This is a genomic window from Nocardia sp. NPDC059154, assembly GCF_042755705.1.
Classification (GTDB): domain Bacteria; phylum Actinomycetota; class Actinomycetes; order Mycobacteriales; family Mycobacteriaceae; genus Nocardia.
In genome coordinates this window covers 1-8,958 of record NZ_JBHZCS010000021.1, presented here as the reverse complement: position 1 = coordinate 8,958, position 8,958 = coordinate 1, and the positions used below count along the sequence as shown (strand labels likewise).

The window sequence follows — 8,958 nt, the reverse complement described above, 5'->3', positions numbered from 1 at the left end:
CCGCATCACCTTTTCTGGTGGAACCCCCCCCCCCCCCCTTCCTGCCAACACCCCCACCCCCCCGGCCCCCCCTCTTCCCCCGCGGTCGGTTCCGATCAGTATCGGGGATGGGCGAGGTAGCGGGCGGGTGCGCCCAGCAGCCAGCGGATCAGGGCCACGGTCAGCACGATGATGCCGAGGGCGGTGAGGGCCGGGGTGGCGATGAGCCAGCCCGCGTCGAGCAACGCGAGGCCGAGCACGGCGAGCATTCGATTGTCCTCTGCGGACCGGAGTCCTAGTTGGCGGCGGATTCGGTTTTCGCGGGTGTCCCCGGACGGTTGAGGAAGCGGTTGACCGACCAATTCGGCTTCGCGAATACACGTTTCGGCGTCGTCTTGGCCATGGGAACCAGCGGCTGCCGGGGCTGCTCCACGTTACGCGCCGCCGTGGCCGCCGGCGCCGGTTTCGCGAGTTCCTTTCGCGCCGCTGCCATCTCGCGCCGCGACCGGCGCAGCTCGCGCCGCGCGACCGTGCCGCGTCGCGACGTGGTCCAGATTCCGGCCAGCGTGAGGATGAATCCCGCCGTGCCGATCGCGCCGATCAGAATTCCGTAGGCGAACAGCAGCCCGGCGGATCCGTGATAGGTGTGGTCGAAAACGGTGAAGCCATTGGGAAGCGCATGTGTGCCACCGCTGTTGGCCTGGATCCCGGCCACGCCCACGGTCACAGCACCCAGCAGAGCGATGAGCCCGATGATTGTGAACATAGTGGGGCAATGCCCGTTCATCCGCAGGTCAAACCCCGGACCGGTGGGTTGTCCGGCGAGTCCCGCTCGCGGAGTCTGTCGGCTCACGGCCATCCGGTGTCCCGTCCGCGGACGGTTCCTGTCCCGTGGTGCGCTGCTGGTAGGTCCGTAGGACTGTCAGCTGGGCCGATTCGGCGGCGTGGTCGGCCTGGCGGAGGGCCGCGACTTGGTCGGGTGGGTCGGCGAGGAAGAAGCTGCCGCTGCCGGGTCTGCCGGCGATCCCGAGTCGGTTCATCTTCTTCGGCACCGGTGCGCCCTGGTAGTCCAATGGGATTGGGTGGCCGTGCTCGTCGACGGGGCCGAGTGATTGGTGCAGCTCGATGTATTCGCCGTGGGGGAGGCGACGAATCACGCCGGTTTCGATGCCGTGCTCGAGTACGGTCCGGTCGGCTCGCTGCAATCCGACGCAGATCCGGTAGGCGATGAAGTAGGCCAGCGGCGGCAGCAGCAGGATGCCGATGCGGCCCGCCCAGGTGGTTGCGTTGAGGGAGATGTGGAACTTGTACGCGATGATGTCGTTGGCGCCCATCAAGGTCAGGATCACATAGGTGGTGATGGACATGGCGCCGATGCCGGTGCGCACCGGCACGTCCCGGGGACGTTGCAGCAGGTTGTGGCGGGCGGTGTCGCCGGTGAGGCGCTTCTCGATCCACGGATAGACGATCAGCACCGCGAAGATCAGGCCCATGATCAGGGCGACCCAGAATGCGGCGGGGATGGTGTACCGGCCCAGATACAGTTCCCACGGCGGCATGGTGCGGGCCAGGCCCTCGGTCCACATCATGTAGAAGTCCGGTTGCGATCCCGCCGACACCTGGGAGGGGTTGTAGGGGCCGAGGTTCCAGATCGGATTGATCTGCAGCAGGCCGCCCATGAGCGCCAGCGCGGCCAGCGTGAACGCGAAGAACGCGCCCTGATCCAGGGAGAAGACCGGCACGATCCGAGTGCCGATCACGTTGCGTTCGGTTCGCGCCGGCCCGGGGTATTGCGTGTGCTTCTGGTACCAGACCAAGGCGATGTGAGCGGCGATCAGGGCGAGCATGATGCCGGGGATCAGCAGCACGTGGGTGATGAACATGCGGGGCACGATGATGTTGCCGGGGAAGTCGCCGCCGAAGAGCATCCAGTGCAGCCAGGTGCCGATGACGGGCAGGCCCATCGTGATGCCGCCGAAGGCCAGTCGCAGCCCGGTGCCCGAGAGCAGATCGTCGGGCAGCGAATAGCCGAAGAAGCCCTCGAACATGGCCAGGATCAACAGGATGGCGCCGATCACCCAGTTGGCCTCGCGTGGTTTGCGGAACCCGCCGGTGAAGAAGACGCGGAACAGGTGCACGATCATCGAGGCGACGAATAGCAGTGCGGCCCAATGGTGGACCTGACGGATGAACAGGCCGCCACGGATTTCGAAGGAGATGTTCAGGGTGGATTCGTAGGCCCGGGACATCGTCACTCCGCGCAGCGGCTGATACGGCCCGTTGTAGACCACGTCGGTCATCGACGGATCGAAGTACAGCGTCAGATATACGCCGGTCAGTATCAGGATGATGAAGCTGTAGAGCGCGATCTCACCGAGCAGGAACGACCAGTGCGTGGGGAAGACCTTGTTGATCGACCGTTTGACGAACGCCGCGAGGCGATAGCGCTCGTCGGCCGCGTTGGCCTGGACGGCGAGGGCGGATGTGTGGCGTCGGATCCGTGCCATGACCGGTCTCCTTCGGCATGCCGGGTCGCGTCCGCCCGGCAGAGCGTGACATCACACCTTGTCGTTTCTGGTCTACGCCGCGAAGATGAAGCATCCATGAAGATCAACTCGCTGCGTTCCGAGGGCGCGGTTCGGGTGTAGTCATGAACGGGATGGACTCGCGTCAGGGTTGCCCGGCGTTGCCGATGCCGAGAATGTGGGCGGGAGGCTGATCCATATGCGCGTGCTGGTGGTCGAGGACGAACCGAAAATGGCACGGCTGCTGCGCCGGAGCCTGACCCAGGAGGGGTATGCCGTCGACGTCGCGGCCGACGGACCCGATGGCTACGGTGCGGCCGCCAGCCGCGCCTACGACGCGGTCGTGCTGGATGTGATGCTGCCCGGATTCTCCGGGCTCGAGGTGTGCCGGCGATTGCGGAACGAGGGCGTCTGGGTGCCGGTGCTGATGGTGACCGCGCGCGGCGCGGTGCGCGACCGGGTCACAGGCCTCGATGACGGTGCCGACGACTTCCTCACCAAGCCGTTTCATCTCGACGAGCTGTTTGCCCGGTTGCGTGCCCTGATCCGCCGCGGCCCGGTCCCGCGGCCGACCGTGCTGCGGGTCGGCGACCTTCGCATCGATAGCGCGGCGCGGCGATGCTGGCGCGGTGACGATGAAATCGTGCTCACCGCAAAGGAATACGCACTGTTGGAGATGTTCGCGCGGCAGCCGGGCGCGGTGCTGACCCGGGAACTGCTCACCGAGCACTGCTGGGATTTCGCGTACGAATCGCGCTCCAATGTCGTGGACGTCCACATCCGCGGACTACGGGAAAAGATCGACCGTCCGTTCGGCGTGATATCGCTGGAGACCGTGCGCGGCGCGGGCTATCGGCTGCGCAGGGACGGCGGCCGGATAGAAAGTCCCACAGCATGATTCGCCGCTGGCCGCTACGGTCTGCTGCCTACTGGATTGACGCGTGCAGACCAATCCCGCGCAGGATCGGTTCGGCGTCCCGCGGGCGGTCAGTCGAGAAGGTCGAGGGCGGTGAGGATATCGGTGGCTTCGGTGCGGGTGGCGTAGTTGGGGTGAACGTCGATCCAGCGAATTGTTTTGTCGCCGTCGATGACCAACACGGTCGGCATCGGCAAGCCGTATCCGTTGTCGGCGTTGAATGTTGGCAGATCCAGGCCCAGGCTTCGCTGGGCTTCGCGGACCTGGTCGGTGGGTGCGGTGAGGACGCCGAGTGCTCGGGCGATCTGGTTCCCGGGATCGGAGAGCACGGTGAAGGTCAGATCGTTCTTCTCCGCCATGGTCAGCGAGCCGTCGGGCTTCTGTGGACTGAGCGCGATCAAACCGATGCCGCGCTCGGTCAGGGTCGGCGCCAGCTGCTCTTCGTATGCCCGTAGAGCCAGGTTGCAGTAGGGGCACCAGGCACCGCGGTAGATGACGAGGACCGCCGGCTTCCCGGCGAGGGCCGCGTACAGGCTGGTGGGGTTGCCATGAACGTCGAGGAGGTCGGCGTCCGGCATCGCAGTTCCCGCCTGCGCGACGCCCTCGGGGATCCCGTCACCGGCGAGGCCGGCCTGCTCGGCGCCGAAGGCGGCCAAGGCGCTCTCGGGGATCTGGTCGACCATGGACTGGTGCATGAGCTCAACGCGCTGGGCGATGGTGGTGTTCGTGCTGGTCATATCCGTCCCTTTCCAGGCAGAGGAAGCGAGGAGGCAAGCACCCGGCCCATTCGGCCCGGTGCTCGGCGAAAATGGATTCGCTACTCCAGTCCTACCGAGACGAAATTGGAATATCAATGCCACTTTTCTGGGCGTTGTCCGCGGCGGGCCGGGTGCGGGACGCGATGTGGTCGATCATCGTGTCCAGGGCGATTTCCAGTGGCGCGGTGTCGCGTTGCAGCTGGGTCAGCAGCAGCGCCCCCTGCAGCGCGGCCAGGGTGGTGGTGGCGAGTTTGTCCGGGTCGGCGGCGGGGTCGAGGCGACCGGCCTCGGCCATGGATCGCAGCCCGGACCGAACCCCGGATTCCCAGCGACGGAACGCGGTGGCGACATCGGCGCGGGCAGTGGAATTGATCTCGGCCAGTTCACTTCCCAGCGAACCCAGGGGGCAGCCGCCCCGGCAATGCATCCGTCGCTGGTGCGCGACGAGGAAGTCGCGCCAGGCCCGGAAACCGTCGACGGTGTCCAGGCGGGCGAACATGGGTTCCTGCCCGCCGACGACGGTGTCGCTCTGATAGGCGATCACCGCGCGGATCAGCGCGTTCTTGTCGGTGAAGTAGTGGTAGACCTGCGAGTTGCTCACCCCGGCTGCATCGCGTACGTCCTCGACGGTGGTCGCGGCGACACCGTGCTCGAACATCAACTGCGCTGCCGCCACCACGATCCGTTGCCGCGTCTGCTCGCCCTTCGGTGTCAGGCGCCGAGGCTTCGTGCTGCTCATAACCTTCACGATATCGCGATTTCTGGAATTGACATTCCATTTTGGTCGGCACACGATTGGCCTGATAGAGCCAAATTCTTCCATCGAGGGAGATCGTCATGAAGAACCTGCAGACGCGGTACGGGCCCTATGCGCTGGTGACCGGAGCATCAGCGGGCATCGGCGCCGAATTCGCCGCCCAGCTCGCTGCCGCCGGGTTCAATCTCGTGCTGGTAGCCCGCCGCAAGCAACGCTTGTCCGCGCTGGCCGACCGCCTGCACGCAGAGCACGGCACCGTCGCGGAGATCATCGAGCTGGACCTGGGCAGCCCCGGCGCCGTCGACGAGCTGACCCGGCGCACCCAGCCCCTCGACATCGGCCTGGTGGTCGCCGCCGCAGGCGTGGTCACCGCGGGCCGGTTCCTGGACAACCCGCTCGCCGCCGAGACCGCGCTGGTAGAGCTCAACCTGGTCGTCCCCATGCAACTCGCCCACGCCTACGGCCGCCGGTTCAGTGCACGAGGCGGCGGCGCGCTGATCCTGGTCGCCTCGACCATCGCGTTCGCGCCCGCCCCCTACCTGGCCAATTACGCGGCTGCGAAGGCCTATATCGCCTCTTTCGGCCAGGCATTGCACTACGAACTGCGCCGCACCGGCGTCGACGTCCTCACCCTCGCCCCCGGCCCCACGCACACCGAGGGCGTGGAAACCGCCGAAGGCATCGACTTCACCAAGCTGCCGCTACCGATGGCCACCGCCAGCGCGGTCGTCACGAAGGCACTGCGGGACCTGGGCCGCAAACCCCTGCTCATCCCCGGCCGCATGAACAAGATCAGCGACTTCATGGGCAAATACCTCACCCCGCGCCGCATGCAGACCATCATGTTCGGACAGCTGATCGGCCGCGCCACCACCAGCAACTGACAACCCCCATTGGGCTCGCGGCACACCGGAAGACATTCGGTCGCATAGCAATTCGGGTATTCCAGGCTGAAGAACACCCTCGGATTCGCCGGGGGCACTCGCGGTGCGTCCCGGGCCGGGCGGCACCTGCCCGGCTGAATTAGGATCGCTGATCGGTGACAGCCTCGGGGGCTGCCACCCACGCGAACTCGAATGAGCGCTGCGGCCTCGACATGGCATACCGGTCGGTACTATTCGAGCAGCTGTCAGGACACACCGTTCGAGTTCGCGAGAGGACCGGCGATGGCAGTGAGACGGAAGTGACCGGGCTGCCGCGCTACGCGCCGATGCTGGCCACGGCCGGTGTGGTTCCCCACGATGACGCGAAATGGAACTACGAAGTCAAGTTCGACGGCATCCGCGCCATCTGCTACGTCAGCGATGGTCTGCGGCTGATGTCCCGCAACGACAAGGACATCACCGCGGCCTGGCCGGAACTCGCCGCGCTCGGACCGTCGAGCCCCGCCTTCGTCCTGGACGGTGAAATCGTTGCGCTCGCCGAGGACGGACGATCCTCGTTCGAAGCTCTTCAGCCGCGGATGCATCAGCGCAACCCTGCCCTGATTCGATCCCTGGCCACTACGACCCCGGCCACCTACATGATCTTCGACCTGCTCCACGTCGGTGATCGTTCGCTGATCGACCTGCCCTACCGGCAGCGGCGGGAATTACTCGAACAACTCGACCTCCGCGGACCGCACTGGCAGACACCACCCCGCCTGAAGGGTCCCGGTGAGGCGGTGCTCGACGAATCACGACGCCTACGGCTGGAAGGCATCGTCTGCAAACGCCTCGACGGTCCCTATCTGCCCGGGCGGCGCAGCCCACTCTGGATCAAGGTCAAGAACGTCCGTGATCAGGAAGTCGTCATCGTCGGCTGGCGCCCGGGCGCCGGGCAGCGAGCCGGTCACATCGGCTCACTACTGATGGCAGTTCACGACGACACGGGCGAACTCACCTACATCGGTAACGTCGGCACCGGCTTCACCCAGGCAACGCTCGACGACCTGAGTGCGAAACTCCAACCCCTGCAACGCAACACACCCTCCGTGGAGGCTCCCGTGCCCGACGCCGTTTGGGTCGAACCCGAACTCGTCGGCGAGGTGACCTTCACCGGCTGGACCAGCGACGCCCGACTCAGGCATCCATCGTGGCGTGGATTGCGGTTCGACAAGAACCCACGCGAAGTCCGCCGAGAGCCGTAACGTCGCATGGGCTGTCGGGTTCTGAGAAGGCTCATTCGAGCTTCGTGAATGTGAGGTGGGTACGGCCTATTGGCACCGGTTCCCGCGCGCACGACAACAGTGTCGGATGGTCGGTCCCGGCGGGCCACGACGGTGATGGCGGCTCGTCTATATCGGTTGTGTCGGAACGGCTTTCAGTGATCTGGCTCGTCGGGTGCTGCGACGCACGCTCGATGAATTGGCGATCGTGCACCCGGCGATCACTGGGCCGATGCCGAGCGGGGTGGCGCGGGCCGCGCGCTGGGTCGAGCCGGTTCTGGTCGCCGATGCCGAGCAGATGACGGTGTTCGGCGTCAGCGTGCAGACCGCGGAGGCCGCGCGGCTGTGGCGCCGGCACCCGGGTGGTGTATCGCCCGGGTGCATGAGGTGGAGGGATTGCCGGCGGTCTAGGCGACGGACGGGTCGGTGCGCCGGGCCGCGGCCTGCGCATGCGCGGTGTAGCGGACCGTGAACACGGCTGGGATTGCGAAGGCCGTGACCTGGACTGCGGTCCGCGGGCCATCGGTGTGTGCCAGCACTGCGAGGGCGATGCACCCGATGGTGAAACTGACGGTCCATGCGGTGGTGATGACGTAATTGACGCGGATGAACCCTGGGTTCGACCACAGTTCCGGCGGCGTCGACTGCTTCGCGATCGGCAGGGTGAACGGCGTGCCGACGAGCATCGAAATACCCGCGACGAGCATCAGGACACCACTGGAAATCGCAGGTGAGTACGGGTGCAGCGGAGTGTTGGGGTCGGTGAACGCGAGGATCGTGAACGCGATGAAGAACACCGCTGAGCCGATGTCGATGACCATCGCGGTGACATCCCTCCCGGCCCGCAACAGCCGGGCGATCTCGATCAGCGAAAGGCACGCGGCGATCAGGGCGGCCCACTGCCAATGGTGTGCCGGCACGACCGCATAGACGATCCAGGGGGCGAAAGTACGCAGGTAGGACATGACTGGCTGGCTCCTTGGAGATGTCACTTCGACATGTTGGATACGGATAGTCCGGTACCGGAATGTCCGCCAATAGTGATATTCCGGTGACGACATGTCAAGACCGCAATATAGACTGGCGTCATGAGCCTCAGACACGCCCTGCTGGGCCTGCTGGCGGACCGGCCGGCCAGTGGCTACGACCTGCTGCAGCGGTTCGCCGGATCGCTGGACAGTGTGTGGTCCGCATCGCAGACCCAGGTGTATACGGAGCTGACGAAGCTCGCCGGCGAAGGCTTGATCACGGCCTCCGAAGAGGGTCCACGCCGGCGCAAGGAATACGCGCTCACCTCCGCCGGGGACGCCGAACTCGAGAACTGGCTCGTCGCATCCGAATCGAAGACGCCCGCACGGAACGAGATGCTGCTGCGGGTCTTCTTCCTGGGCTTCCTCTCCCGGCGCCAGGCCCTGGACCATCTCGCCGGCATCGAGGAGCGATCCCGCGCAGGACGAGACGAACTGGCGGCTATGGAGCGCTCGACCGAATGGACCGACGACGATTTCTCCGCCAACGGGCGACTGGCCTTGGAGTGGGGGCAGCGCTTCTGGACGATGAACCGAGAATGGGCGCAGTGGGCGCAGGAGCAGATCGCCGCACGGCAATCACACGAGTCCGAGGAAACTCCCACGCAATGACCGTTTGTGTGAAGGTTGTGTGTCGACCCGGGCCGTTCCGACAGCGCGCCCTCATCGCCCACAGCCGTCCACGAAACCGTCAGCGCCACAACGCCACAGGTCCGGTGGTCGCCGCTGACACCGATCTCGCGAGACAGCACACCTAGGTTCTGTTTCGAAGTGTTGAGGGCGGGCCTGTGGCTCGCCCTCAACTGTGTCGCAGCCACTGGTTGATGACAGCGATATGGATCGTGGCCT

Annotated in this window: 11 protein-coding genes; 5 read left to right on the top strand and 6 right to left on the bottom strand. The window is 65.8% G+C overall.

Annotation, left to right across the window (positions count from 1 at the left end):
• Positions 1–95 precede the first annotated feature (95 nt).
• Genes ACFXN1_RS19350 through ACFXN1_RS19340 form a run of 3 tightly spaced genes read right to left on the bottom strand, consistent with a single transcriptional unit; the run spans position 96 to position 2,486 of the window.
• On the bottom strand, positions 96–248 hold the full coding sequence (locus tag ACFXN1_RS19350; protein ID WP_354850676.1) for a hypothetical protein: 153 nt from the start codon (positions 246–248) through the stop codon (positions 96–98).
• 26 nt (positions 249–274) lie between these two features.
• Positions 275–745, bottom strand: coding sequence for a hypothetical protein (locus ACFXN1_RS19345; protein WP_379442490.1), 471 nt, complete (start codon positions 743–745; stop codon positions 275–277).
• A gap of 28 nt (positions 746–773) precedes the next feature.
• Positions 774–2,486 carry a cytochrome bc complex cytochrome b subunit gene (locus tag ACFXN1_RS19340; RefSeq protein ID WP_379442491.1) on the bottom strand — a complete coding sequence of 571 codons (1,713 nt, stop codon included), beginning with the start codon at positions 2,484–2,486 and terminating at the stop codon, positions 774–776.
• 217 nt (positions 2,487–2,703) lie between these two features.
• Between ACFXN1_RS19340 and ACFXN1_RS19335 the strand changes: the two genes are divergently transcribed.
• A complete protein-coding gene (locus tag ACFXN1_RS19335; protein WP_379442493.1) occupies positions 2,704–3,402 on the top strand; it encodes a response regulator transcription factor in 699 nt (232 codons plus the stop codon).
• A gap of 89 nt (positions 3,403–3,491) precedes the next feature.
• Here the strand turns inward: ACFXN1_RS19335 and ACFXN1_RS19330 are convergent, their stop codons facing one another.
• On the bottom strand, positions 3,492–4,157 hold the full coding sequence (locus ACFXN1_RS19330) for a peroxiredoxin-like family protein (RefSeq protein ID WP_379442494.1): 666 nt from the start codon (positions 4,155–4,157) through the stop codon (positions 3,492–3,494).
• Between the two features lie 91 nt (positions 4,158–4,248).
• Positions 4,249–4,917 (bottom strand): TetR/AcrR family transcriptional regulator, encoded by a 669-nt coding sequence (locus ACFXN1_RS19325; protein WP_379442495.1) that lies wholly within the window; start codon positions 4,915–4,917, stop codon positions 4,249–4,251.
• 98 nt (positions 4,918–5,015) lie between these two features.
• Between ACFXN1_RS19325 and ACFXN1_RS19320 the strand changes: the two genes are divergently transcribed.
• From ACFXN1_RS19320 to ACFXN1_RS19310, 3 genes are all read left to right on the top strand, one after another.
• Entirely contained in the window at positions 5,016–5,819 is an 804-nt protein-coding gene (locus tag ACFXN1_RS19320; protein WP_379463639.1) for an SDR family NAD(P)-dependent oxidoreductase, read from the top strand.
• A gap of 299 nt (positions 5,820–6,118) precedes the next feature.
• Positions 6,119–7,063 carry a non-homologous end-joining DNA ligase gene (gene ligD / locus ACFXN1_RS19315; protein ID WP_379442498.1) on the top strand — a complete coding sequence of 315 codons (945 nt, stop codon included), beginning with the start codon at positions 6,119–6,121 and terminating at the stop codon, positions 7,061–7,063.
• Positions 7,064–7,214: 151 nt separating this feature from the next.
• A complete protein-coding gene (locus ACFXN1_RS19310) occupies positions 7,215–7,553 on the top strand; it encodes a hypothetical protein (protein WP_379442507.1) in 339 nt (112 codons plus the stop codon).
• Here ACFXN1_RS19310 and ACFXN1_RS19305 read toward each other — a convergent pair.
• Complete coding sequence (locus tag ACFXN1_RS19305; RefSeq protein WP_379442499.1) at positions 7,489–8,046, bottom strand: hypothetical protein; 558 nt, start codon at positions 8,044–8,046, stop codon at positions 7,489–7,491. The genes ACFXN1_RS19310 and ACFXN1_RS19305 overlap by 65 nt on opposite strands.
• Before the next feature lie 123 nt (positions 8,047–8,169).
• Here ACFXN1_RS19305 and ACFXN1_RS19300 point away from each other — a divergent pair, with 123 nt between their 5' ends.
• Positions 8,170–8,721 carry a PadR family transcriptional regulator gene (locus ACFXN1_RS19300; RefSeq protein ID WP_379442501.1) on the top strand — a complete coding sequence of 184 codons (552 nt, stop codon included), beginning with the start codon at positions 8,170–8,172 and terminating at the stop codon, positions 8,719–8,721.
• The last annotated feature ends 237 nt before the right edge of the window (positions 8,722–8,958 follow it).

What these genes read in the sequence shown, in the direction of transcription:
- ACFXN1_RS19350 (WP_354850676.1), bottom strand. Translation starts at nt 248, where the DNA reads ATGCTCGCCGTGCTCGGCCTCGCGTTGCTCGACGCGGGCTGGCTCATC.
- ACFXN1_RS19345 (WP_379442490.1), bottom strand. Translation starts at nt 745, where the DNA reads ATGTTCACAATCATCGGGCTCATCGCTCTGCTGGGTGCTGTGACCGTG.
- ACFXN1_RS19340 (WP_379442491.1), bottom strand. Translation starts at nt 2,486, where the DNA reads ATGGCACGGATCCGACGCCACACATCCGCCCTCGCCGTCCAGGCCAAC.
- ACFXN1_RS19335 (WP_379442493.1), top strand. Translation starts at nt 2,704, where the DNA reads ATGCGCGTGCTGGTGGTCGAGGACGAACCGAAAATGGCACGGCTGCTG.
- ACFXN1_RS19330 (WP_379442494.1), bottom strand. Translation starts at nt 4,157, where the DNA reads ATGACCAGCACGAACACCACCATCGCCCAGCGCGTTGAGCTCATGCAC.
- ACFXN1_RS19325 (WP_379442495.1), bottom strand. Translation starts at nt 4,917, where the DNA reads ATGAGCAGCACGAAGCCTCGGCGCCTGACACCGAAGGGCGAGCAGACG.
- ACFXN1_RS19320 (WP_379463639.1), top strand. Translation starts at nt 5,016, where the DNA reads ATGAAGAACCTGCAGACGCGGTACGGGCCCTATGCGCTGGTGACCGGA.
- ACFXN1_RS19305 (WP_379442499.1), bottom strand. Translation starts at nt 8,046, where the DNA reads ATGTCCTACCTGCGTACTTTCGCCCCCTGGATCGTCTATGCGGTCGTG.
- ACFXN1_RS19300 (WP_379442501.1), top strand. Translation starts at nt 8,170, where the DNA reads ATGAGCCTCAGACACGCCCTGCTGGGCCTGCTGGCGGACCGGCCGGCC.